Source organism: Bacillus sp. FF-1 (assembly GCF_028548245.1).
Lineage (GTDB): Bacteria > Bacillota > Bacilli > Bacillales > Bacillaceae_G > Bacillus_A > Bacillus_A paranthracis.
Genome location: NZ_JAQQGG010000002.1, coordinates 12,303 through 35,455, shown reverse-complemented (window position 1 = coordinate 35,455; position 23,153 = coordinate 12,303). Strand labels below are relative to the sequence as shown.

At 34.1% G+C, this 23,153-nt stretch carries 24 protein-coding genes; 4 read left to right on the top strand and 20 right to left on the bottom strand.

Going from position 1 to position 23,153, the window contains the following annotated elements; translation table 11 throughout:
* Positions 1-50 precede the first annotated feature (50 nt).
* From PQF83_RS05580 to PQF83_RS05570, 3 genes are all read right to left on the bottom strand, one after another.
* Positions 51-302, bottom strand: coding sequence for a DUF2535 family protein (locus PQF83_RS05580; protein WP_000629015.1), 252 nt, complete (start codon positions 300-302; stop codon positions 51-53).
* Between the two features lie 342 nt (positions 303-644).
* Positions 645-1,388 (bottom strand): twin-arginine translocase subunit TatC, encoded by a 744-nt coding sequence (gene tatC / locus PQF83_RS05575; protein WP_000390137.1) that lies wholly within the window; start codon positions 1,386-1,388, stop codon positions 645-647.
* A gap of 42 nt (positions 1,389-1,430) precedes the next feature.
* Entirely contained in the window at positions 1,431-1,616 is a 186-nt protein-coding gene (locus tag PQF83_RS05570) for a twin-arginine translocase TatA/TatE family subunit (protein ID WP_000492443.1), read from the bottom strand.
* Between the two features lie 361 nt (positions 1,617-1,977).
* On the opposite strand from PQF83_RS05570, the gene trhA reads away from it, so the two are divergent.
* A complete protein-coding gene (gene trhA, locus PQF83_RS05565) occupies positions 1,978-2,634 on the top strand; it encodes a PAQR family membrane homeostasis protein TrhA (RefSeq protein ID WP_000136894.1) in 657 nt (218 codons plus the stop codon).
* A 41-nt stretch (positions 2,635-2,675) separates the two neighbouring features.
* Here trhA and PQF83_RS05560 read toward each other — a convergent pair whose 3' ends face one another.
* From PQF83_RS05560 to PQF83_RS05535, 6 genes are all read right to left on the bottom strand, one after another.
* Positions 2,676-3,395: a lysophospholipid acyltransferase family protein gene (locus tag PQF83_RS05560; RefSeq protein ID WP_000616591.1), complete on the bottom strand. Its 720-nt coding sequence runs from the start codon at positions 3,393-3,395 to the stop codon at positions 2,676-2,678.
* 111 nt (positions 3,396-3,506) lie between these two features.
* Positions 3,507-4,142, bottom strand: a complete 636-nt coding sequence (locus PQF83_RS05555) for an FMN-dependent NADH-azoreductase (protein WP_000170021.1) — start codon at positions 4,140-4,142, stop codon at positions 3,507-3,509.
* Positions 4,143-4,384: 242 nt separating this feature from the next.
* Positions 4,385-6,370, bottom strand: coding sequence for a penicillin-binding protein 3 (gene pbpC / locus PQF83_RS05550; RefSeq protein WP_001227220.1), 1,986 nt, complete (start codon positions 6,368-6,370; stop codon positions 4,385-4,387).
* A 155-nt stretch (positions 6,371-6,525) separates the two neighbouring features.
* A complete protein-coding gene (locus PQF83_RS05545) occupies positions 6,526-7,014 on the bottom strand; it encodes a dihydrofolate reductase (RefSeq protein WP_000637198.1) in 489 nt (162 codons plus the stop codon).
* Positions 7,015-7,033: 19 nt separating this feature from the next.
* Positions 7,034-7,990 (bottom strand): thymidylate synthase, encoded by a 957-nt coding sequence (locus PQF83_RS05540; RefSeq protein ID WP_000679613.1) that lies wholly within the window; start codon positions 7,988-7,990, stop codon positions 7,034-7,036.
* 115 nt (positions 7,991-8,105) lie between these two features.
* Positions 8,106-10,685: an alpha-L-rhamnosidase gene (locus PQF83_RS05535; protein WP_000955697.1), complete on the bottom strand. Its 2,580-nt coding sequence runs from the start codon at positions 10,683-10,685 to the stop codon at positions 8,106-8,108.
* Positions 10,686-10,869: 184 nt separating this feature from the next.
* On the opposite strand from PQF83_RS05535, the gene PQF83_RS05530 reads away from it, so the two are divergent.
* Positions 10,870-12,327, top strand: a complete 1,458-nt coding sequence (locus PQF83_RS05530; protein ID WP_000034338.1) for a serine hydrolase — start codon at positions 10,870-10,872, stop codon at positions 12,325-12,327.
* Between the two features lie 50 nt (positions 12,328-12,377).
* Here PQF83_RS05530 and PQF83_RS05525 read toward each other — a convergent pair whose 3' ends face one another.
* The 6 genes from PQF83_RS05525 to PQF83_RS05500 form a co-directional block, all read right to left on the bottom strand.
* On the bottom strand, positions 12,378-13,310 hold the full coding sequence (locus PQF83_RS05525; protein WP_000849688.1) for an aminoglycoside phosphotransferase family protein: 933 nt from the start codon (positions 13,308-13,310) through the stop codon (positions 12,378-12,380).
* A 12-nt stretch (positions 13,311-13,322) separates the two neighbouring features.
* Complete coding sequence (locus PQF83_RS05520; RefSeq protein WP_001094657.1) at positions 13,323-13,709, bottom strand: VOC family protein; 387 nt, start codon at positions 13,707-13,709, stop codon at positions 13,323-13,325.
* Between the two features lies 1 nt (position 13,710).
* Positions 13,711-14,346 carry an HAD family hydrolase gene (locus tag PQF83_RS05515; protein WP_001174997.1) on the bottom strand — a complete coding sequence of 212 codons (636 nt, stop codon included), beginning with the start codon at positions 14,344-14,346 and terminating at the stop codon, positions 13,711-13,713.
* A gap of 105 nt (positions 14,347-14,451) precedes the next feature.
* Positions 14,452-15,039: a YpjP family protein gene (locus tag PQF83_RS05510; protein ID WP_001134413.1), complete on the bottom strand. Its 588-nt coding sequence runs from the start codon at positions 15,037-15,039 to the stop codon at positions 14,452-14,454.
* 283 nt (positions 15,040-15,322) lie between these two features.
* Positions 15,323-16,522: an ABC transporter permease gene (locus PQF83_RS05505; RefSeq protein WP_000592557.1), complete on the bottom strand. Its 1,200-nt coding sequence runs from the start codon at positions 16,520-16,522 to the stop codon at positions 15,323-15,325.
* Complete coding sequence (locus PQF83_RS05500; RefSeq protein ID WP_000895233.1) at positions 16,515-17,225, bottom strand: ABC transporter ATP-binding protein; 711 nt, start codon at positions 17,223-17,225, stop codon at positions 16,515-16,517. Before PQF83_RS05500 ends, PQF83_RS05505 begins: the two co-directional genes overlap by 8 nt.
* Before the next feature lie 153 nt (positions 17,226-17,378).
* Between PQF83_RS05500 and PQF83_RS05495 the strand changes: the two genes are divergently transcribed.
* Positions 17,379-17,810, top strand: coding sequence for a GNAT family N-acetyltransferase (locus tag PQF83_RS05495; protein ID WP_000009783.1), 432 nt, complete (start codon positions 17,379-17,381; stop codon positions 17,808-17,810).
* A 29-nt stretch (positions 17,811-17,839) separates the two neighbouring features.
* Positions 17,840-18,367 carry an HAD-IIIA family hydrolase gene (locus PQF83_RS05490; protein WP_000181094.1) on the top strand — a complete coding sequence of 176 codons (528 nt, stop codon included), beginning with the start codon at positions 17,840-17,842 and terminating at the stop codon, positions 18,365-18,367.
* Between the two features lie 56 nt (positions 18,368-18,423).
* Here PQF83_RS05490 and PQF83_RS05485 read toward each other — a convergent pair whose 3' ends face one another.
* From PQF83_RS05485 to PQF83_RS05465, 5 genes are all read right to left on the bottom strand, one after another.
* A complete protein-coding gene (locus PQF83_RS05485; protein ID WP_001223863.1) occupies positions 18,424-18,864 on the bottom strand; it encodes a GNAT family N-acetyltransferase in 441 nt (146 codons plus the stop codon).
* Complete coding sequence (gene tsaA / locus PQF83_RS05480; protein WP_000493235.1) at positions 18,861-19,334, bottom strand: tRNA (N6-threonylcarbamoyladenosine(37)-N6)-methyltransferase TrmO; 474 nt, start codon at positions 19,332-19,334, stop codon at positions 18,861-18,863. The genes PQF83_RS05485 and tsaA overlap by 4 nt, the downstream gene beginning before the upstream one ends.
* An 87-nt stretch (positions 19,335-19,421) precedes the next feature.
* Positions 19,422-20,120 (bottom strand): aspartate/glutamate racemase family protein, encoded by a 699-nt coding sequence (locus tag PQF83_RS05475; protein ID WP_000848599.1) that lies wholly within the window; start codon positions 20,118-20,120, stop codon positions 19,422-19,424.
* A 148-nt stretch (positions 20,121-20,268) separates the two neighbouring features.
* Positions 20,269-21,471, bottom strand: coding sequence for an alcohol dehydrogenase EutG (gene eutG, locus PQF83_RS05470; RefSeq protein WP_001158502.1), 1,203 nt, complete (start codon positions 21,469-21,471; stop codon positions 20,269-20,271).
* A 52-nt stretch (positions 21,472-21,523) separates the two neighbouring features.
* Entirely contained in the window at positions 21,524-22,963 is a 1,440-nt protein-coding gene (locus PQF83_RS05465; protein WP_000424306.1) for a GntP family permease, read from the bottom strand.
* Between the last annotated feature and the right edge of the window lie 190 nt (positions 22,964-23,153).

The window sequence follows — 23,153 nt, the reverse complement described above, 5'->3', positions numbered from 1 at the left end:
TATATCTAAAATGAAAAAGACAGAGCTCTTAACCCTGTCCCCACTCTATATCATGCATTTTTTTCAAGAGTATTTGTTTTATATACATTTAAATAATCATTCCACTTCAAACAATTTTGTAAATATTCACGGAAAGAATACGAAAATCTTGGGTGTTTTTGTTTTTGAATTTTTGCAATAAATAATTGAAGACGAGACTGTATTAGAAACGATAATGGATGCTGCGCTTGTAGGACAGGGATTTCAAATATTTTAATACACTCCCCTGTTGAATGAGTGAAATAAAAACTTTTCGTAATCACAATATCAATCCTCTTTTTCATTGGATTTTTGAACTTCTTCTACTTTACGCTGTAACACGTTGTTTAAAGTGGCGACTCCCATGAATACAAAAGTATCCTTAGACAATCTCTGTAGTCCTTTTGGTTAGAAGATTTATACTCTATTCATCTTCACCTAATCCATCCCCCACCCTAAATTCCTAATAAGATAAGGACTCGTTATCCGTATATTGCTTAATATATTCAGTATAAACTTATAAAAGCGCAAAGTTTGTCTAAATTTTGGAGATTCTATAATTTTTTTCTTCTCTATATTGTATACGTTTATAACTAGAGTATAACAAATAAATAAAAAAAGTGCCTTTATAACGAGGCACTTTTCGACTGAATTTCTTCTTCTCTTTTCTTTTTTCGCTTACTCACAATCTTTGATAAAGCGATACTAATTTCATAAATACAAATAAGCGGTACCGCAACTAAACTATGTGATAAAAAATCTGGCGGTGATATACACGATGCAATGATAATCAATGCTACGTAAGCATACCTTCTTATTTTTATTAGAAATTCCGCCGTCAATAGTCCAATACTCGTTAAAAACATTACTACTACTGGCAATTCAAAAATTACAGCAAATGGAACTGTTAAATTAAGAACAAAATGAAAATACTTTTCTGTCGTAAACATCGTATTAAACATTTCATTACCTATCGTAGTTAAAAAATGAAATAAAAACGGCATTACAACAAAATATCCAAAGCATAAACCTGCAATAAATAATATAGACAATACCGGTATATACATTAACGTCATCTTTTGTTCATTTGCATGTAAACCCGGTTTTACAAATAACCAAATTTGTATAGCAGCAAAAGGAATTGTACAAACGATAGCAAATACTGTAGCAATCGAGAAAAAAATCCACAATACATCACTTGGACCGAGAACAGTTAATTTCATTGGTAAGTCTTTTACAAGCCAAAAATAAATATCCTTCGTAAAAGTAAACCCAACAATTAAAAATAGTACAAAGGATAACACGGTATATATTACTCGTTTGCGAAGCTCAACTATATGTTCTACTACACTCATTTCCCGATCTTCCATCTCGTTCACCACACTTTATTTATCCATTTCGAAGAAAATTCATTACATTTTTTCTTTCTTTTCCTTCTCTTGAAATGCATCATCAGTCAATTCTTTCGTTGATTTTTTAAATTCTTTTAACGTTTCCCCTAAAGCCTTTCCGATTTCCGGCAATTTTTTCGGCCCAAATAAAATAAGTACAGCTACTAAAATTAAAATTAATCCTGGAAAGCCAATATTTGAAAACATTTCTCCATCCCCTTTATTAGTAGATTCCTTGTCCTACTATTACATAATTTTATTTTGTCAAAAAAGTTTGAAAACGTCAACAAAACCATTACCTTTTGTCAAAAAAATTCAAAAATATAATCAATTATACAAATTTCATTTTCTATTGCTCTTGTGTATGATATGGTAAGGGAAATGACATATTATTTTATCCCGCTTTAACGGGCAGTAAGAACCACACCTTAAAATTCAGTGCAAGCAAAGAAGTTACGTGGGGGTGGGCTGCCCGTAAAAGCCCGATTGGTGAGAGCTGAAAATCAGTGGGGGGATGCCCCCCCACTGATTAAAGTTTCACTTTATAATAGTAGAAAGGATTACCATTATGACTGAAAAAATGACACGAATGACACAATTTGTGAAAGAAGAAATTGCAAATGCAATTACACATGGTATCGGTGCCATTTTAAGCATCCCTGCCTTAATCATATTGATTATTCATGCCTCTAAACATGGTACCGCATCTGCTGTTGTTGCATTTACGGTTTACGGTGTAAGCATGTTCTTACTGTACTTGTTTTCGACATTGTTACATAGCATTCACCATCCAAAAGTAGAAAAATTATTTACTATACTAGATCACTCAGCCATTTATTTATTAATCGCTGGCACATATACTCCTTTTTTACTTATTACGCTTCGTGGACCATTAGGTTGGACGTTACTCGCAATTATATGGACCCTTGCAATCGGGGGTATCATCTTCAAAATTTTCTTTGTACGTCGCTTTATTAAGGCATCGACGCTATGTTATATCATAATGGGATGGCTCATAATCGTTGCTATTAAACCGCTTTATGAAAATCTAACTGGACATGGTTTTTCACTACTTTTAGCAGGTGGAATTTTATATTCTGTAGGAGCTATATTCTTCCTTTGGGAAAAGTTACCTTTCAACCATGCCATTTGGCATCTTTTCGTATTAGGTGGTAGCGCAATGATGTTCTTCTGCGTACTCTTTTACGTCTTACCTACGGCATAATAAAAAAGGTTTCAGCTTTATGTAAGCTGAAACCTTTTTTATTACTTATGTAATTGTGATGCGATAACATCCTGTGTATGCTTCGTTAACTCTTTAATATCCATAGTCGCATACTCTTCAGGTGTAATCGGCTTAGAAATTGTTACTGTTGCACGAGCTCGCTTCATACGATTTCCATTTGCTTCAAACATTTTATATGTCCCATCTAATGTTACAGGTAAGATTGCTACACCAGATTTTACAGCAAGATGAAAACTACCAGCCTTAAACTCTCCAACTTCCCCACCCTTACTTCTCGTTCCTTCAGGGAAAATTACGATAGAATGTCCATTCTTCAATAGTTCAATCCCATCTTTAATCGCTTGAAGTGACTGGCGGCGATTGCTACGATCCATAAATACACAATTCATAAGTTCCATCCAAGTTGGTACAACTGGGAACTTTTTAATCTCTGCCTTTGAAACGAAGCCAATTGGTTTATTTAAATAACCTAGTAAAACAGGGATATCCATATTACTCTGGTGATTACTTACAACTAGTACCGGCTTGTCTTTCGGAACATTTTCAAGTCCTTTAACTTCTACTGTTCCTCCAGCTACACGTACCATTTTCTTACCAAACCAATTTGTCGTTTTGTACACAGCATTATCTTTTTCTTGTGGCGACATCGTATTTACTTGTCTTTTAAGACGCCACATTCTCGGTGTAATCGCAATTACGATTAAAATTAAATAAAAGATTTTAAAAAACGTTTGAATCATACAGAACCCCCACCTATTATCATTCCGACCTTCATTATACTAGACAAACGAAGGAAAAAGAAGAAAAAATGTCCAAACAACAAGTGTTTGGACATTTTTAAGTATGATAGATTAGAAACGTTTTGCTAATTCACGAGCATTAGCAATTGCTGCTTCTTTAATTTCTTGTGCTTTTTCAGGGTTTGCATTCATACCTTCAACTGCAATATATTCAGTATCATTTACACCGACAAATCCTAATACAGTTTTTAAGTGATTGCGTCCGAAGTCTACAGCTGCGTATGCTCCTTCAGAATATACGCCACCTGTCGCTTGAATGTGAAGTGCTTTTTTACCTTCTAATAAGCCAACTGGACCATTTTCAGTATATTTGAATGTTTTACCTGCGATTGCTACGTTGTCTAAGTATGCTTTTACTACTGGTGGGTAGCTAAAGTTCCACATTGGAGTTACAAATACATAACGATCTGCATTCATAAATGTTTCTAAGTTTGTGTTCATTGCTGCAACTTTTTGTTGTTGAGCTTCAGTTAAAGCTTCAAATCCTTCACCTGCTGCAAATTTACCCCAAGCAGCGAATACATCTGCATCGATTGCCGGTACTGTAGTATTGAATAAATCAATTGTTACAACTTCATCTTGTGGATGTTCGTTTTTATAAGCTTCGATGAATGCTTCCCCTACTGCCATTCCGAAAGAACCTTCTGCTGAATTTGGATTTGCTGTAATAAATAGTACTTTTGTCATTGTATTCTCTCCCTTTTCTACATTTTATCTTTAATTTGAGATTTATAATTTGAAAGTAAATAACTTACCTTATGTAAGTATAATACAAAAAGTTTCATTCGATGTCAATAAAAAATAGCTACTTTTTTTTCGTAAGTTAATGATTTATTTTGTTTCCTTAAAATTCAGTATATAGATATTAAGAATTCTTTCATAGAAAAAGGCTAGCTCTACAAATTATAGAGCTAACCTTTTATTACATATTATTTTTGAAATACATGTTTTACTTTTTCAGCTGGAATATTACTTCCGCCTCTACCTTTTACATCTTCAATCATCATAGTAATAACCATATCTGGTGAATTTAAATCAAATGCAGCGAACCAGCCTAGTTCTTTTCCTTCAGCCTCTTTTGATACTTTTAATTCCGCTGTACCTGTTTTTCCAGCAAGAGTCATGCCATCAATTTTAGCAATTTTCCCAGTACCATCTGGATCATTAATTACTTTCGTCATAGCAGTTTTTAATATATCCTGATTGCCTTTTGAAATTACATTCTCTTTCCAAACTTTTGGTTGCTTATCTGTTTTAATAATATATGGAGAAGGTATGTTTCCATCATTAACAATTGGTGCGTACGTTAATGCTAGATGGAGTGGCGTCATTAATACTTGTCCTTGTCCATAACCTGTGTCTGCCATTTGAATATCATTTTTAATACTATCATTTGCGATTTTAGAAGCTGGGAATCCATATTCAATTGGTAATTTCTCATCGAATCCGAATTTTTTCGCTTCACTCATAAATTTGTCTTTCCCGATCTTCAAAGCTTCTTGTGCGAAATAAATATTATCCGAGTATTTCATCGCCTTATCAAAATCAATCGGATTTGCATCTTTTACACGCGTTACATAATAATTACCCCAAGAAGAATCTTTTGTCCATTTCAATCCTTCAATTTTTAACTCTTCTTTTGGATCAATCGTTTTCGTTTCAAGACCAATTGCTGCTGTAATAGGCTTAAATACAGAACCTGGAACTGATAATTGTGTAAATCGATTCGTCATCGGTTTTTTCGGATCATTATTTACCGCATCACGTTGCGCTTTTGACGCCCCTCTTGTAAGGGTATTTGGGTTATAAGCTGGTGTGCTCACAAGTGCAAGTGTTTCTCCAGTCTTTGGATTAATTGCTGCACTTGATCCTACCTCATTTTTCATTTCATTATAAATTTCGCTTTGAACTGCACTGTCAATCGTTAAAGTTACATTTTCTCCATCAACAGCATCTGTTTTTGCTAAATTTTTAATTTCTTTTCCTTGTGCATCTTCTACGAAGACACGCCCACCTTTTTTACCGCGTAGCTTTTCTTCCAGTACTTGCTCTAAACCAGCTTTACCTACTGGATCATCTGCTTGATAACCTTTCTTTTGTAACGTTTTTAAATCTTCAGCATTCACTTTTCCAATATAGCCAGTAAGATGTGCGGCTTCTTCTCCTAATGGATATGAGCGAACATTTACTGGTTTTGTTGCAACACCAGGTAAATCTATGTACGTATTTTGTGTTGCTCCTTCAGGCAATATTCCAATTGGTACAAGGTAATTTGGTTTTACCCATTTAGCTGCTAGTTTTTGATCAATTTCTTCGACAGACATATTTAGTAACTTCGCTACCGTTTCTTTCGTTTGCGGAGCTGTATCCCCTAATTTTTCAGGAATCAATCCGATTTCAGAAGCTTTACCATTTACCGCAAGATATTTACCGTTACGGTCATATATTTCTCCGCGCTTCGGCTCTGTCGTTTGCATACGCACTTTACTATCTTTCGTCATACCTGGGAATATAAAATCAGGAGTCCAATCTATTTTCCAAGATTCTTTATCTCCATCCTTTTCTTTCACCATTTTTGCTTCATGGGCAAAATTGATTTTACCACCAACAGTATCCATGCTTACTTTAAAAGGAACAGGACCTTCATCTTTTTTATCTTCTTTTACTTCTCCTGCTTCTACTTTTAAGTTTTTCACTTCAATGCCAGAATAAATTTTTTCATATTTCTCAGTGAACTCTTTCTTTGAAATATCTTTTTTTGCCTTTTCTGATAATTGATCATACATTTCTGCAAATTTTTGTTTATTCCATGCTTTTGCATATGTATCAAATGCTTCTTGTGGTTTTTCTTCTTTACCACATCCGACTAACATGAATGTTAAGCAAAGAAAAAGAATCCCCCATATCTTTCTCAATCGATTCTCCTCCTCTTTCTCTCTTAATACTCTTGAAAATTTTAGCATTTTCACATGCTACCTTTCATTATAGCACTATCGAATCTCATCTATAAACCTATATTGATGGATATAAATAAAAAGATTGATGCGAATATTCACATCAATCCTTATTATTATTGTTGCTTTTCATATACATGATAATAGTACGTATACGGATTTTTTTCATCCGTTAAACCTTTTTCAACAAAAACTTCTTTCCAATTTGTCATATCCATTTCTGGGAAGAATGTATCTCCTTCAAATGCATGATGGATTTTTGTTATATATAACTTGTCTACATAAGGTAAAAAGAGATCATAAATTTGTGCTCCGCCAAAAATAAAGATCTCTTCTTCATTTTTGCATAGCTCAAACACTTCTTCTACAGAATGTGCTACTTCACATCCTTCAACATGATACCCTTCATTGCGAGTTACAATAATATTACGTCTTCCAGGCAGTGGTCTACCAATCGCTTCATAGTTCTTTCTTCCCATAATAAGCGGATGACCCATCGTTGTTTTCTTTACATATTGTAATTCACTCGGTAAGCGCCAAGGTAAATTATTATCTTTACCAATTACTCTATTCTCGTCCATTGCGACCATAAATGAAACTATCATCTTTTCATCTCCTCTACAATTACACTGCAACCGGTGCTTTAATTGCTGGGTGTGGATCATATCCTTCAATTGTTAAATCTTCCATTTCAAAATCGAACACAGATTTCACATCTGGATTTAATATAAGTTTCGGGAATGGACGTGGTTCACGTGCCAATTGCTTTTCTACTTGTTCAAAATGATTCGTATAAATGTGTGCATCTCCAATTGTATGAACGAATTCTCCTACTTCAAGTCCACATTCATGTGCAATTAAATGTGTTAGTAACGAGTAACTTGCAATGTTAAATGGAATTCCAAGGAATATGTCACCACTTCTTTGATATAGCTGACAAGAAAGTTTGCCATCTGCTACATAAAATTGGAATAACGTATGACAAGGCGGTAATGCCATACTTGGTACATCTTCAGGATTCCACGCAGAAACAATTAGGCGACGCGAATCTGGTGTTTTCTTAATCATTTCAATTACATCTTTTAATTGATCGAGTGTCTCACCAGCTGTCGTTTTCCAAGCACGCCACTGCTTACCATATACGTCTCCTAAATAACCATATTTATTTGAGAAATCATCATCTTCTAAAACGTTCTTTTTAAACAATTCCATTTGCTCATCGTACTGAACTTTAAATTCCTCATCTTGTTGTGAGCGAAGACCGAAATCAGTCATGTCAGGACCAGTATACTCTTCACTTTCTACCCAACTCTTAAATGCCCATTCATTCCAAATGTTGTTATTATGCTGCAATAAATAACGAATATTTGTATCACCTTTCATAAACCAAAGTAGCTCACTTGCTACAAGTCGAAACGGCACTCTCTTTGTTGTTAATAAAGGAAAACCTTTACTTAGATCAAAACGCATTTGATATCCAAATACAGATACAGTGCCTGTCCCTGTACGGTCTTCTTTCTTCGTACCATGCTCCATTACATGGCGGCATAAATTTAAGTATTCATTTTCAGCATGTTTCATATGTAGAAAAACCTTCTTTCAAATCTCTAGTCTATATGGATTTTATCATAAATTTAATGCTAACAGATTGAACAAACTAAATTTATAAAAAAACATTTCTATACTTAACAAAATTCTACTTCTGTATGTTCTTACAAAATCTAAATTCATATGCGCCTGAACCTAATTTCATTTCAGGCATATCACTTGACCTCCAATCATCTTCCACTATTCGTAATGTAGCAGATGTATTTGTTGGCACATCAACGTTCAATACTGCTTGTCCATGTTCTACACGCCAATCAATTTTAATTTCCCCATATGCTGTTTCACGCTTAATACAAACCCAATCTAGATTAGAATTAAAATGAGGCTGAATATAAAAATGTTTATATGCTGGTTTTGTTTCATCCACTTCTAATCCAATAATATATCGGTATATCCATTCAACGATAGAACCATATGCGTAATGATTGTACGAATTCATACTATCATTCCAAAGGGTTCCATCCTCTTTCACACCATCCCAATGTTCCCAAATCGTTGTGGCACCTCGTTTCACTTGGTATAACCATGATGGATAATCTTCATGAAATAGAAGCTTACAAGCAAGGTCATGACGGTTAAACTTGCTTAATATTAAATTTAAATACGGTGTTCCTATAAAACCTGTTGTTAAATGATTTTTATTTGCTTTTAAAAGCTCAATTAATCGATTAAATACTTTCTCCTTCACATTATCTTTCACTAGTTCAAAAAGAAGTACTAATATGTGGGCTGTTTGGGTATTTGAAATTAACCTACCATTCGGTGTAACAAATTCATTTTGAAACGCTTGAACAATATTTCCATGTAGCTCAGCATAAAACTTAGCATCTGTATTTTCACCTAAAATCTCAGCAACCTTTCGTAAAAGCGATGTAGAATACGCGTAATAAGCTGTCGCAATAAAATGCTTGTCTGTTCCGCCTTCATATACATCAGGTTTCGTATCTAATGCGAGCCAATCCCCTAAATGATAGCCTGTATCCCATAAATACTCATTTTCACCTTGTGAACGTATGTAATCTATATACTTCTTCATACTGTTATATTGCTCTTTTAAAATGGATACATCTCCGTAATGTAAATAGTGAACCCATGGACAAATAATTGCTGCATCGCCCCAACCGCCAGAAGTATGTAAATCAAAATCCGCTCTTTTCCCAAATGCATCTGGAATAACTAATGGCACAGCTCCATTCACATTTTGATCTAATGATAAATCTTGGAGCCATTTTTTAAAGAACAATTGCACATTCATAATTTGCGTAGCTGTCCCAATAAACATTTGTGCATCTCCTGTCCATCCAAGTCGATCATCTCGCTGCGGACAATCTGTTGGCACATCAAAGAAGTTCCCTCTTTGAGACCACTCCACATTATGATGAAGTTGATTGATTAATGGATTAGACGTTTCAAATGCTGTTGCTTTTTCCATATCTGTATGTAATACACACCCTTCAAAATCTGCTATTTGAGGGGGCTGGGTTAATCCACTTATTTTCACATATCTAAAGCCTTGATAAGTAAAATGAGGTTCAAACGTTTCCTCCTCTTCTCCTTTTGCTATATACACTATTTTTTGTTTTGCCTTTCGGAGATTCCCAGTATAAAAGCAACCGTCTTTATTTAATATTTCAGCATGATGCAATTCTATCTTTTGTCCAGTATAAACATGACGGACTTTAAACCGAACCCAACCTACCATATTTTGCCCCATATCAATAAGCCATTCATGATTGGGTAGTTTTGAAATAGCGATTGGTTTTATAATTTTCACTTTACGAATCGCTTCATTTTCCTGTGCAACAATTATTTGTTTGGAATGCTCAATTACTTCACCATCTTCTAGCACTTGTTCACTTTCTTCTAGCCTAGCGTCATAAACTTCTCCTTCATAAATTTCCGAATACAAAATAGGGCTTGGAGTTACTTTCCATGTTTCATCTGTTACAATTTTTTCTTTCGTTCCATCTTCATACGTGATATGTATTTGAGCAATTATCGCACGTCTTTTCCCGTAATAATTACGTACATGCTGCATAGTAATCGGCCCTTTATACCAGCCGTTACCTACCAGAGTAGAAATATCATTATACCCAATCTTTAATACATGCGTTATATCATATGTTTGATACAATATCCTTTTATCATAACTTGTCCATCCAGGGGTAAAATAACAATCTCCAATACGCTCTCCATTTATAGAAGCCTCGTATAATCCTAAACTAGTCATATATAAACGTGCTTTTTTAACTAATTTTTTAATAGAAAAGCTTTTATGAAAAGACATAACTTGCGTGCGTTCTTTTTTCGCAGCAATCCATTTTCCGCTCCAGTTTTGCCCTTGTAATCCAGTCTCCCAAAATGCTACTTCTGACCAAGGTGATTCTTCTCCGTAATTATCCCATACCTTCACTCGGTAAAAATAGCGTGTTTCCGTACTATATGAAAACGAATTAATTGGTATATATAAACTTTGATCTGTTTCTACCTTCTGTGAATCGAATACTATAGTTTGAAACTCTTTATCCTTCGCAACCTGCAATTGATACGCAAGTTGTTTTACATTTCGTTTACTCGACTCGATTTGCCAACTAATTTTAACAACTTTCGAATCTATACCTATCGGATTATTTTTATTATCACAGAGCAATTTTTTTATTGTTAGCACACTTCTTCACCATCTTTTCTAAATCTTAATTTAAATTAATTATAATAAAAATAAAATTCTAAATAAATAATAATTTTATTCATCCTTACAAAATTATTAACTTTCCATATTTAAAAAGGTTTTCATTTTCTATTACCGAAAGTATAGTGCGGTAGAACAAAAATTATATTTGGAGGTTAGAAGTATGTCTAAAATTGAAACGCCTGTTATGACTTCTTTACAAACAACGGTTGAAAAAATGATGAAGGATTTAAACGTCCCGGGAGCTGCTGTAGCTATTATAAAAGACGGTGAAGTTATTATTTCAGAAGGATTTGGCTATCGAAATCTAGAGACAAAAGAACTAGTTACACCGCGTACTTTGTTCGCAATTGGTTCCTCAACGAAAGCTTTTGGCACACTTTCATTAAGTTTGTTAGCACAGCAAAAAAGGTTTAATTGGGATACTCCTGTCCAGTCTTATATACCTAACTTCTCTTTATCTGAACTACTTGCTAGTTCACAAGTTACAGGAAGAGATTTAGCTTCTCATCGTACCGGGGTAAGTCGTCATGATGCCCTTTGGTACAGCTCTTCCTTATCTCGAAAAGATCTCGTTGAAAAAATAAAACATTTACCACTTGATGCACCGTTCCGCACATCATTTCTATATAACAACTTAATGTATGCGACAATTAGCTATATTGTAGAAAACATAACAAATCAAACGTGGGAGCAATACACTACAGAACATATTTTAGAACCTTTAAATATGAGACATACAAACTTCTCTGTTACCGATTCACAAACGACAGATGAATACGCTTTACCTTACATTGAAAATGACGGTGAAATAAAAGAAGTTCCATTCCGCAACATTGATACCGTTGGCGCTGCTGGTTGTATCAATTCTACAATTAAAGATATGGCAAATTGGGTACTTCTCCACTTAAATGAAGGAAAATTTGGAGATCATGAATTAATCTCCTCTGAATTATTACAACAAATGTATACACCACACAATTCCATTCCAGACCAACCGGTTTTATCACTCCCTGAATCTCCATTAAATAGTTACGGTCTTGGTTGGTTTATTAGCGCTTATCGTGGTAAAAAAGTAATTCATCATGGCGGTAATATCGATGGATTTTCAGCGCTTGTTTCATTCATACCAACAGAAAACATAGGCCTTGTCATTTTAACGAATGCTGGAGGAACATTACTTCCTACTTATCTCGCTAATCAAATTTATGACGAACTACTTGAATTAGAATCCATTGATTGGCATAAACGTGCTGTAGAAGATACTGAAAAAATGAAGGAAATGATAAAAGAAGCAACTGAATCCATTCCAGAACAAATTAAAGGAACTACACCTTCTCATAAATTAGAGGATTATACTGGTACTTTCGAACATCCGGCATACGGAACATTACAAGTATACAAGCGAGATGATTCGTTATTTGTACAATTTATGGAGATGGACATTCAATTAACACATCATCATTACGACATCTTTTCTGCAAAAGTTGATTTATTCCAAATGAAGATGAATCTATTATTTGCATATGAAATGAGTGTGAACGGTGAATTCCCTTCCCTTCAGTTACATGTACCAGCTACGCTAAGTACTCAGCCGCTTGCATTTAAGAAAATTAAATAAGTATTTTGATGGTAAAAAATAAAGGTAGGTGCGAATCACACCTACCTTTTCTATTTCATATCAATCTTATTTGGTTGAAACCAAATTGGCTTCGATAACTCAAAGTTATTATGATCCTCTAAAACTATAGTAAGGCGCTCTAACATATCATCTAACATATGCGGCGCTGCTCGTAATGTCCAGACAACTGAGGAGAAAACTGTCATACCAACGTACACCGTGTATAATTTCCAGAATTCCTCTGGTATTTTTCTATTAAAGTATCCTTCTATTTGTCCGATTGAATACGGAATACTAATGTCCCTTGCAAACAGTGCAATTTTCACAAAATCATGAAGTGGATCGCCCCAGTCGTAGCCATTAAAATCAACAACACCTACATATTTTCCATCCCGTACAATTATATTTTCTAAATGAAAATCATCGTGTTGAAATCGATTGGGGCGGTTCTTTAAAGATATTTCATTTTCTTCAATAAACTTTATGATTTTATCATCATTTTTTATGTTTATTCCACATGTTTTATATGCCTCTAAATATTTACTATGTTTTTTCATTGCTCTTTCATACCATGGAAGTATATCATTAGGAGCTTCATATGTATGCATTTTTGCTAAATCTTTTCCTGCCTCTATACCAATTTCATATTGTTCTTTTGGTGAATACGTAGGCAATAGCTTCTTTGCATCTTCCCCTTCTAAATACGAAAAAATACTATAGCATACACTTTCATCTTCCAATATACCTATTTCAATCGGCTTTTGTGCCTGTATGTTACGTTTTTCCATTTCATTTAAAATTTGAAACTCTATTTTTCTTCTTTCATACTCTTGTATATCGCCAATCCGTAACAAATATTTTTCCTCATCAATTGTCGTAACTATATATTTCTTATCCGGTGAAAAACCTTTAGAAATTTCTGCAATATTCGTTGCATCTTTTACTATTTGTATATTGTTTTGCCATGTTGTAATTGTTTTCATGTATATTCCTCCTTACATTTCTACATTTGGTGTGTAAGCCACTTCTATAATAAACCCATTCGGATCATAAAAATCAATCGTATAGTACCCTCCCGAATAATGATTCATTTCCATCGGACCACGTATTATCTTTATTTTCGTGCTAGAAAGAAATTCTGCTACCTCATCAACTACTTTTCTATTAATAGCTTGGTAACAAATATGTCTTGGTCCTAAAGTTCTTACGATTTCTTCATCTACTTCTTTAAAATATATTTCACTTTCTCCTGTGCTATATGCTACTTCATTTAACTTTCTCCAGCCAATTATAGAAAATAACATATCATAAAAAGAAATGGACTCCTCTAAATTCGCTACCCAAAATTCAATATGATGAATACCTGCTCGAAGTGTATTCATATTAAGAATACGCCCCTTGTACTACTTGTACAATTTCCATAGGTGTATTGACCATATAATCTGGTGCATCTTTTTTCACTGTTTCAATGACATCATATCCCCAAGATACCCAAATTACATTCACCCCTGCCTTTTTACAAGCCGCTACATCTCTCTGTTCATCACCAACGTATAACATATCTTTCTCCGTTATCTTTTTCGATTTTAAAAACCTTTTAATCATTTTATCTTTACCGAACAAATTTTTAGAACAATACACTTCTTGTATATTTTCTATACCATTATTGTGTAAAAACGCACGAATATGCTCCTCTGAGTTCGATGATATGACTGCAATTCCGTAGCCTTCTTTATGTAGTTCGTCTAATACATCTTTCATCCCATGGAACAAAATAAGATCTTTTATGGCAGGTTGATACAATTTATAAAACTCCAGCGCTAATATTGGTAGTTTATACAGCGGTACATCAAGTTGTTTACATCTTTCTGGCATCGTTAATTTACGTAAATACTCAATTTCTTCTTCCCTTACCGTTTTATATCCGTGCTTTTCAGCAAGTTGATTATAAATTGGTACAAATATATTTTGTGAATCTACTAATGTGCCATCAAAGTCAAAAACAATATATTTTTGCATTGTCCTACTCCCTTTACTTCTTTTTCTAAACCTATTTTATTCAACAACATAGTCGTCTTACCCTTCTATAAACATAAAAAAAGAACAAGATTTCTCTTGTTCTTTTTAAGAAAGCCATTTTGGCGGCACATTCGTATTCCAATAAATATTTCCCAACTCATGATGTCCGGAGTACCCATCATCAAAACGGTGATAGTGGAAATTAAAATAATACCCATCTTGCGGTGGATGATCTCTTCTTACGTGGAAACGCAATAAGTCATTTCCTGTTTTCGTATCGTAAACGTGAAAAATCTTTTCATTATTTCCACCAGCTGGTTTTTGAGAAATCGCTAATGATTGTAACGAATCTTCCGGTACATCATTTGCTAGTTCAGCAATTGCCTCTTCAATCTTCGGTAATATTACATCTTTAAACTCATCTTCAATTACTGGACCAATTTTAGTACCAAACTTTTGCATCGACTGTTTCTCTGCTTCTTGCATTGCGTAAGTAATAAAAGTATCGGTGGTTAACCTGTCATTCGTTTCTTCATATGTATAGGACGTACTCTCCAAATTTTGTTGCCCAGCTGTGCTTGTAGGCTTGTCCGCAGCTTTGGCATTATCAAGCAATATGGAAGGAGGCGTCACTAAACCAAATGTAAATACGGTAATTAATGCGACTAAGGTTTTTCTAAACCAATTTGGCATGTATGTTTCCTCCCCTTTCACTCATTATATTTTATATAACGGTTGTTTCCTCTATTATACAAAATGATTGTAATTTTTGCACTTTACAATTTTGTTAACGTTCACATATTTTTCACTTGAATATGAAATTGTAAGATTTCATACAATAAAAATACAACAATGATGAGGAGGAGATCCGATGACTTTAGATGTCATGTATTCCGCCGCAAGCATACTCGTTTTAGTATATTTTATTTATCAATGTGTGACAGATTAGAAAAAGAGCCATTTTTCGGCTCTTTTTCTATGGTAAAAATACAATCCAACCAATCCATACTATAAAAATAATCCCGGCAATTACAGCTGCTAATAAATAAAAATAAGAAAGGATAATTATTCCATATAAAAGGATTACTGGAAGTAATAAATAGCGATCTGCCTTCCATCTTAACAATAGTAATTTTCCTTCATCACAATATAAATGAAGAAACATTTTTTTCGCAAATTCAGCCCAATAATCGCGTGCATAGCGGGAAATTGCAAATAAAGCAAATGCAAGAATAATAGCTGCAATCCACCTAGGACTCATAACAATACTTATCGCGCTTATACATACAATTTGAATATAAAATATTCCTGCACTACTTGTACGGAAAAATTCTTTCAAAAAGGATTCAACAATACGATCATCAGTTTTCTTCCCTAAAAACTTTTTAGAACGTGGAAACATCCACGGCTTTTTATTCGAACTACTCGGTTTAGCTGCATGACCACCAACTTGCATAATCCCACTCGTCCAGCGCATACTTTCTTCTTTTTCTTTTTCAACTTCTTTAAAAAAGGAATTTCTATAATTTAGTTTTTCTTTTATCAATGCGATAATTAGAAAAACTACTAGACCGATACATAGTATAGAATAAAATGGATTTTTATAAATAAGAAACAGGCTCATTCCCAAAAAGGATAGACTTATAGAAAATATTACATTTTTTATAATCCATAGTAGCCATCGTTTCCCCACACGTACATGAATATATCTCGTTAATAACGACAACATACATCGAAATAGAGTAAAGAATAACCAAAATAATACGACTTGTATCTTCGTCACTCCAATACTTTTCATCAACACTGGTAACATAGCAACAACAACTACTACATTCGTTATCGCTATTCGAATAAACGTATATGTCATGCCATACTGGATTAATTTTTGCATGTGAGCGGGATACGAAATTAAAAATAAACTATCCGCTTGCTCAAAAAATGAGCGAACTCCTCTTGCATATGTAATCACATAAAATGCGAGTAGGCCTAATCCGAAAAAAACCGTCTCTCCTATCGCTAGTTCTTCCATCCATAGTGAACGATAATAAATTCCCATAAATATAAGTGCCGGAATAATAATATATAGCGCAACCGTCCAATCAGTTATAGAACGTATGGACTTCCATTTGCGCCCCAGTTCATGGCGTAATCTTTTATAAAATTGTTTTTTAATCATGCTGTTCACGCCTTACGATTACATCAAAACAATCTAATAATGAACTTCCTGGCATTTCTGCTAACGTTTGAATTGCCTCTAAATGGCCATCTGCGACTAATGTACCTTGAGAGATGAGTAAAAATCTTTCGCAAATTCTTTCAGCTGTATCTAATACGTGCGTACAAAGTAAAATTCCTGCCCCGCGTTCTTTTTCTTTATATAAATAACTTAAAAACTCTTTCGTAGCTACTGGATCTAGTCCGATAAAAGGTTCGTCAATGATATAAAAATCTGGTTCTGTTAAAAACGCTAATATAAGCATCGATTTTTGTTTCATACCTTTAGAAAACTTTGATAAATACTCATGTTTATGCTTATCCATTCGAAACATATGTAATAACTCTTCAGCTTTCCGTTCCCAGCTTCCGGCTTCGTTCTCGCGAGCTGCCATTAATAATTCAATATGTTCCCAAAGCGTCAAATAATCATAATATGTCGGGTGTTCTGGCACATATGCATACGGATTTTTCTTCTCGCCAAATGATATTTCACCATCCACATTTACAAGTAACCCGAGTATCGTTTTAATCGTCGTACTTTTCCCGGCACCATTTGCACCAATAAGAGCAACTAATTCACCTTTTTCAATAGAAAAAGCGATATCATGAATTGTTTTTTCACCTATTTCATATCCAGCAGAACGGATATTTACTTCTAACATACATTCCCCTTCTTTCCATTTCCAATACAAACAAGGAAAAGAATAATATATAACTATTTATATATCATTATAAAATATTTACTTTCCTAGCAGGAAAAAATATTTTTTAACAGAATAATAAATGTTTGATTACATTTTATTGGAGTGGATAATATGTCTTTTCAAATTCGTGAAGCGACGATAGACGATATAGATGCGCTTTGCTCTTTGACGAAAGAATTAAAAGGTTCCTCTATTTCCTATGAAGATATGAACAACCGATTGCAATTCGTACAAATGAGTCCTTTTGATTTTTTATATGTTTATGAGGAAGAAGAAACTATATTTGGATTACTTGGGTTTCGTATACGTGAAAATTTAGAAGATGTAACTCGTTATGGGGAAATTTCAATTATTAGCGTTGATTCTACAATACGACGAAAAGGCATTGGGCAAGTATTAATGGATTATGCAGAGCAATTAGCAAAGAAGCATAATTGCATTGGCACATGGCTAGTTAGTGGAACAAAAAGAGTAGAGGCTCATCCTTTTTACAAAAAATTAGGATATGAAGTAAATGGTTACCGATTTGTAAAATATTTTTAAACTACTTTTTAACGGAAAGGACTATAACTATGACAAACTTTCAAGCAATTTTCATTGACCGTGACGGTACAATTGGTGGCGATACTACAATACATTACCCAGGATCATTTACATTATTTCCTTTTACAAAAACATCCTTGCAAAAACTAAAAGCTAATCATATAAAAATTTTCTCTTTTACAAACCAGCCAGGTATCGCTGACGGGATAGCAACTGTAACCGATTTTGTACAAGAATTAGAAGGCTTCGGTTTTGATGATATTTATGTATGTCCTCATAAACACGGTGATGGTTGCGAATGTCGTAAACCAAATACAGGCATGCTGCTACAAGCAGCTGAAAGACACGGGCTTGATTTAACACAATGTGCTGTAATTGGTGATCGCTGGACTGATATCGTTGCAGGAGCAAAAGTGAATGCGTCAACGATTTTAGTACGAACAGGCGCTGGATACGACGCTTTACATACGTACCGAGACAAGTGGGCACATATTGAACCAAACTACATTGCAGAAAACTTTGAAGATGCGACAAATTGGCTTTTAAGTCAACTATAATGCAAATGAAAAGAGACGCCTTCAAAATGAAAGCGCCTCTTTTCATCTAATATTTTTTAAAACGTCAATTCATAATGGAAATAACGATTATCTCTCAAATAACCATTTTCAGCGTATAATCGCTGCGCTGATAAATTATCAATCTCCGTTTGTAATTTTACACCTTTTGCACCATTTTCTAAGGCAAATTCTTTCGCAGCTTCTAATAATTTTTTTCCTGTTCCTGCTCCGCGCTTAGCAGCTTGCACAAATAAATCATTTAAAATCCATAATTCTTTCATCGAAATAGAAGAAAATGATGGATATAATTGCGTGAATCCAATATATTCCCCGTCTTCAACTGCCACGAAAATAACTGATTCTTTTTTCTCGATTCGATTTCGTAAAAATACTTTTGCTCCTTCTAAATCGGAATCTTGTCTATAAAACATACGATAGTTATTAAAAACTGATGCTAGTCCATCTAAATCTGCAATTGTTGCCTCATATATTCTCATTTTACTCCATTCCCCTTCCAATACTGTCTCATTATATCCGTGGCCCATTTAGGCTGTACGATTTCTTCTTTCGGCATAAACTCTTTCATTATCGGCTTTATATCCAATATAGGGGTACCATCAATAGCATCTAACCCCTCAACAATAATTGATTTACCTTCTCTTTTCATTACCTTTACAATGGTTGCTCCTATACGATTCGGACGATTTTTCCCGCGCTGTGCAAAAATCCCTACTTTAGGATAATCATGATTATTTCTAGGATGTCTAGCAACATATTGAATTTGTTCATCAGTTACTTTGTGAAAATAAAAAACTACTTCAATATGAGAAAAATCTTCAATCCCTTGTATACTTTCTTCTGTATACATTTCCGTTAAAGTAATATAGGATTTTACTTCTCCCCACTCATCGTCTTTTATTTCCTTTCTTTCATTATGTACAAATGCGATTGGTTGAACTGAAAACATACGCATTCCCCCTTACATGTAACCACTTACATTATAAAATATTTTCTGAATGTTTTCCACATATACAAATTAGGTTACATAATATAATTATAATCTATTTCCTACAGCGAAATTAACTGCTTCAACTGCATGTATATAAGTCGTATCGAATATTGGAATGGATACGTCTTCCTGCTTTATTAATAATCCTATTTCTGTACATCCTAAAATGATACCCTGTGCGCCTTTTTGCACTAAATCTTCTATAACTGTTTTATAATACTCTCTGGATTGAGATACGATTTTTCCTAAACATAATTCTGTATATATGACTTCGTTTATTTTTTCTCTATTTTTTTCTAATGGCACTATGACTTTTATATCATTCTCTTTAATACGTGATTTATAGAAATCTTGCTCCATTGTATATTTTGTTCCAAGTAAACCAACAGTTTGAATACCTTTTCTTTTCATTTCTTTCGCAGTTGCATCTGCGATATGTAAAACTGGAATATGAATATTCTCCTTTATTTTCTCAATTACTTTATGCATTGTATTTGTGCAAATAATAATAAAGTCTGCGCCTCCCATTTGTAATGAATATGCTGCATTCCCTAGAATTTCTCCTGCACTATCCCAATCACCGCTAGACTGGAATCCTTCAATCTCTTCAAAGTCTACACTATTAATTAAACATTTAGCTGAATGTAACCCACCTAATCTACTTTTTATTTCTTCATTTATGATTCGATAATATTCAGCAGTTGATTGCCAACTCATACCACCAATAAGACCTATCGTTTTCATTAAACCCACACCCACCTTATACTATTTATTCAAGATAATTTCGAAATTTTATTATGTATATTATACATAATAAAACAAGACTTTACGTTTGATATATAAAGTCTTGCTTTAACTATTTCCAAGGAAATTTTATAAGAATATTCTGAAATTAATCACCTAATGTTTTTATAGAATCTTCATATCGATAATGAAAACATTCTCGATACAACTGTTTAATTTCATCATATGATGGCACACGTGGGTTATTTGCTGGACTTCCACTTTCAATTGCATCTGACGCCATTTTAGAAATAGCTTTTTCAAATTCAACTTCACCAATTCCGTATTCTTTTAAATTTGGAATACGAAGATCAAAACAAAGTTTTTTTATTTCCCCCAGCGTGTAGTCGGCTACTTCTTCATCACAATAGGAATACAAATCTTTATTTAAACAGCGGCCGATTTCCGCTAATCTTTTTACCGCACTACCTTTTGTATATTCTAAAACTGTAGGTAATAGTATTGCATTTGATATACCGTGTGGTACATGAAATAATGCCCCAACTGGCCTCGACATTCCATGAACTAACGTAACAGATGCGTTTGAAAATGCAATTCCAGCTTGTAAGGAAGCAATCATCATCGCTTCTCTTGCCTCCATATTCTCCCCATCTTCATAAGCAATACGTAAATATTTCATAATACTTTCAATTGCTGAAAGAGCGAGTACATCTGTAAGTGATTGTGAAACTTTAGAAATATATGCTTCGACTGCATGACATAATGCATCGATCCCTGTTGCTGCTGTAATATGAGGTGGTACAGAACGTGTTAAAATCGGATCAATAATCGCTACTTGCGGGGTAAAACTCGGATGCTTCATCATCATTTTTACATCTGTTCGTTTATTCGTAATTACTGCTACACTTGTTACTTCTGACCCAGTACCCGAAGTTGTTGGAATTGCAATGAGCGGTAGCGGATCATTGTCTATTTCCATATCCTTTTGGACATAATCTTCTACTTCTCCGCCATTTGTATATAACACCGCAACTGCTTTTGCTGCATCAATACAACTTCCACCACCAAGACCGATAATAAAATCACACTTTTCTTCTTTACAAATAGTTAACGCCTCTAACACGTGTATATTTGTAGGCTCAGCATTTACCTTATTATATGTAATAACGGTAATACCTTTTGTATTTAATTGTTGTATACAACTCTCAACATATCCTAAATTCTCCATAATTGTATCCGTAACTATAAACGCTCTTTTCCCGAATTTCTTGGATTGTTCCCCCAGTTTTTCAAGCGAATTTCTTCCATATAATACAGACTTCGGCATACGAAATTCAGCAACTTCTTGCAACTACTCCACCCCTTCTTTCCCTAATTCATGTTTTCGTCTATAAAATATCTATTTAATAAATCCCTGTTAAAGTATAGAACGCGATAACTAAAAATACAGCAAGCGTTTTCAAAACTGTAATTGCAAATATATCTTTATATGACTGTTTATGAGTTAATCCTGTTACTGTAAGAATAGTAATAATAGCCCCGTTATGTGGTAGTGTATCCATTCCACCTGATGCCATTGATACGATACGATGCATTACTTCTAACGGAATATCAAATTGATGAGCCGCTGCAATAAACTTATCTCCCATTGCACTTAAAACGATTCCCATTCCTCCTGATGCAGAGCCTGTAATACCGGCTAAAATATTCGTCGTGACTGCTCCATTCACGAGAGGGTTTGTGAATGTGGCAGAAATGCCATCTCTCATGATTGCAAAACCTGGAAGTGCGGCGATGACACCACCAAAACCAAACTCAGCTCCTGTATTCATTGTCGCAAGTAACGCTCCGCCAATACTTGTATTCAATCCAGCTTGAAATCCTGTTACGACTCGTTTCCAATATAATAATAACGTTGTTACAATACCTATTATAAGTGCCAATTCTACCGACCAAATTCCAACTACTGCACTTAATTCTACTTTTCCAAATGCTTTCATACCAATTGTAGAAAAATCAAAACCATTCGGATACCACTTCGGTATCATAATAGTAAAAACTTTATTCATTACACCTACTAAAACAAGTGGTATAAAAGCAATTACTTGCTGTGCTCTTGTAATTTCAAGACTTTTCAGTAACGGCATATCTTTTTGTTCTACTTGTAAAGAAGCTGCCATTTCCGTATTCCCATCGTTAAAACCAAAATATCCTTCTCCAGCTGCTTTCGCCTTCTTACGTCTACTCTCTAAATATAGTAAACCTAACGTAAGTACAAAAATTGCCCCTACAATACCAAGTATCGGCGCAGCATAAATGTCTGTTTTAAAAAACGTTGTAGGTATTACGTTTTGAATTTGTGGTGATCCAGGTAGCGCATCCATCGTAAACGTGACCGCTCCAAGAACAATCGTTCCAGGGATTAAACGTTTTGGAATATTCGCTTGTCGAAACAGCTTTGCTGCGAATGGATATACAGCAAACACTACTACATACACACTAACACCGCTATATGTTAAAATAGCCCCCATTAATACAATTGCTAATATCGTACGTTTTTCACCAACTAACTCTATAATTGTCTTTGCAATTGAGTCCGCAATTCCTGACATTTCTACTACTTTCCCAAATATTGCTCCAAGTAAAAATACAGGAAAATATAGTTTAATAAAACCTACCATTTTCTCCATAAAAATATTCGAAAAGAAAGGTAATACAAAACTAGGCTCTGTCAAAAACACTGCAAATAAAGCAAAAATCGGTGCAAATAAAATAACAGAAAAGCCTCTATAAGCTACAAACATAAGTAAACTAAGTGCTAATAATATAATAACTAGCTCCAATTATACCCCTCCTTTAACAGAAGATTCAAACTTTTATTGATAAACTTCTACTACTAATCTTTTGATTCTGACATCCCTCCTCTTATTCATACAAATTTTTCATGCTAAAAATGTCTAATTATAAGTATTCGATTACATATGAAAAATCCCTTTAAACAAAAAACGATTTCATCATCATACGTTATAAAGG

Bases quoted from the DNA above. Each gene is read 5' to 3' on its own strand.
- tatC (WP_000390137.1), bottom strand. From the start codon at position 1,388: ATGGAAGATCGGGAAATGAGTGTAGTAGAACATATAGTTGAGCTTCGC.
- PQF83_RS05570 (WP_000492443.1), bottom strand. From the start codon at position 1,616: ATGTTTTCAAATATTGGCTTTCCAGGATTAATTTTAATTTTAGTAGCT.
- trhA (WP_000136894.1), top strand. From the start codon at position 1,978: ATGACTGAAAAAATGACACGAATGACACAATTTGTGAAAGAAGAAATT.
- PQF83_RS05560 (WP_000616591.1), bottom strand. From the start codon at position 3,395: ATGATTCAAACGTTTTTTAAAATCTTTTATTTAATTTTAATCGTAATT.
- PQF83_RS05555 (WP_000170021.1), bottom strand. From the start codon at position 4,142: ATGACAAAAGTACTATTTATTACAGCAAATCCAAATTCAGCAGAAGGT.
- PQF83_RS05545 (WP_000637198.1), bottom strand. From the start codon at position 7,014: ATGATAGTTTCATTTATGGTCGCAATGGACGAGAATAGAGTAATTGGT.
- PQF83_RS05540 (WP_000679613.1), bottom strand. From the start codon at position 7,990: ATGAAACATGCTGAAAATGAATACTTAAATTTATGCCGCCATGTAATG.
- PQF83_RS05530 (WP_000034338.1), top strand. From the start codon at position 10,870: ATGTCTAAAATTGAAACGCCTGTTATGACTTCTTTACAAACAACGGTT.
- PQF83_RS05525 (WP_000849688.1), bottom strand. From the start codon at position 13,310: ATGAAAACAATTACAACATGGCAAAACAATATACAAATAGTAAAAGAT.
- PQF83_RS05520 (WP_001094657.1), bottom strand. From the start codon at position 13,709: ATGAATACACTTCGAGCAGGTATTCATCATATTGAATTTTGGGTAGCG.
- PQF83_RS05515 (WP_001174997.1), bottom strand. From the start codon at position 14,346: ATGCAAAAATATATTGTTTTTGACTTTGATGGCACATTAGTAGATTCA.
- PQF83_RS05510 (WP_001134413.1), bottom strand. From the start codon at position 15,039: ATGCCAAATTGGTTTAGAAAAACCTTAGTCGCATTAATTACCGTATTT.
- PQF83_RS05505 (WP_000592557.1), bottom strand. From the start codon at position 16,522: ATGATTAAAAAACAATTTTATAAAAGATTACGCCATGAACTGGGGCGC.
- PQF83_RS05500 (WP_000895233.1), bottom strand. From the start codon at position 17,225: ATGTTAGAAGTAAATATCCGTTCTGCTGGATATGAAATAGGTGAAAAA.
- PQF83_RS05495 (WP_000009783.1), top strand. From the start codon at position 17,379: ATGTCTTTTCAAATTCGTGAAGCGACGATAGACGATATAGATGCGCTT.
- PQF83_RS05490 (WP_000181094.1), top strand. From the start codon at position 17,840: ATGACAAACTTTCAAGCAATTTTCATTGACCGTGACGGTACAATTGGT.
- PQF83_RS05485 (WP_001223863.1), bottom strand. From the start codon at position 18,864: ATGAGAATATATGAGGCAACAATTGCAGATTTAGATGGACTAGCATCA.
- tsaA (WP_000493235.1), bottom strand. From the start codon at position 19,334: ATGTTTTCAGTTCAACCAATCGCATTTGTACATAATGAAAGAAAGGAA.
- PQF83_RS05475 (WP_000848599.1), bottom strand. From the start codon at position 20,120: ATGAAAACGATAGGTCTTATTGGTGGTATGAGTTGGCAATCAACTGCT.